The following is a 1,201-nucleotide window of genomic DNA, read 5'->3' as shown; positions in this document are numbered from 1 at the left end:
TGCTGCCTATTGGCAAAACAGTGGTTTCGACTTTACTTCCTTCCGTCCTATGCCGTCAGCAAGTGATGAACCGATGAAACACATACGTCTAGATAAAGCACTGGATTATCTGCTAGGAGACAAATTGAAATGAGCGAATTGAAGCAGAAACAAATTTTCTCTGAAAAAGCACTAGAGAAAGAGCAGCAATCGGATTCACCAGAGTTAACGGCGCAAAAGACATTCAGTGAAAAAGAAACTTTTGTACCAGTAAAGATAGAAGAAGATCGAATTGAAACCGAACAAGAACTGCAACTTGAACACGTGATTCGTCCTAGGCCGGGCAGAAAATGGCTCGCAACCGGCGTGTTTGCTACTTTTGCCGGATTGGTCGGGTGGCAGGCTGTGGACTCAGTTGTCACTGCGGTGCAAACGGCTGACTGGCTAGCATTAGGTTGGGCGGGTTTCATTACTGCAGTGGCTTCATTGGGCCTAGGTGCCATCGGTAAAGAACTCTGGAAGCTACGTAAATTAAGAAATCATTTCAGCATTCAGGAAGAAGCCGAACTGCTCGTTCACAGTGACAGTGTGGGTAAAGGCAAGGTGTTTTGCGAAAAGGTGGCAGAACAGAGTGGTGTATTAGCAGAAAACCCAGGCTTTGATCGCTGGCAGAACAGCATTAACCCAGCACACAGTGATGCGGAAATCCTTGATATGTACGATTCTATGGTCGTTAGTCAACAAGACAAGCTGGCTACAAAAGTGGTTTCTCAGCACGCGACTGAGTCTGCTGCGCTAGTTGCGGTAAGTCCACTCGCCGCCGCTGATATGTTGCTGGTGGCGTGGCGAAACTTCAAAATGATCGATAACTTATCCAAAGTGTATGGCGTTGAATTAGGTTATGCTTCGCGCATCAAGCTATTGAGAGCGGTATTCGTCAATATGGCAGCGGCAGGCGCAAGTGAGTTAGCCATTGACGCTGGTATGGATTTGATGTCGATGGATCTTGCTGGCAAAGTATCTGCTCGTGCAGGGCAGGGGCTCGGCGTGGGGATTCTTACTGCGCGTTTAGGATTGAAAGCAATGGCCTTACTGCGTCCGCTTCCTTGGTATCCTGATCGCCAAGTCAAACTCGGGACTATCCGCAAAGCCGTGGTGGCTAAAGTTGCATCAATCACTATGAAACCATAACGAATATCACCTTTGACCGATAGGATTGCTT

The 1,201-nt window shown here is 47.6% G+C and carries 2 protein-coding genes; both read left to right on the top strand.

The features are described from left to right. Nucleotides 1-133: YcjX family protein (locus tag R7070_RS25795; protein ID WP_318141462.1), on the top strand; the 133-nt coding region annotated here is incomplete at its 5' end. Next, a complete protein-coding gene (locus tag R7070_RS25790; protein ID WP_024702476.1) occupies nucleotides 130-1,170 on the top strand; it encodes a YcjF family protein in 1,041 nt (346 codons plus the stop codon). The genes R7070_RS25795 and R7070_RS25790, both read left to right, overlap by 4 nt. Nucleotides 1,171-1,201: the final 31 nt, after the last annotated feature.

It is taken from the genome of Vibrio sp. 1557, assembly GCF_033340175.1.
Taxonomy (GTDB): Bacteria; Pseudomonadota; Gammaproteobacteria; order Enterobacterales; family Vibrionaceae; genus Vibrio; species Vibrio alginolyticus.
Note: the sequence above shows the minus strand (reverse complement) of the source record. Positions and strands in the feature narration are given on the sequence as shown.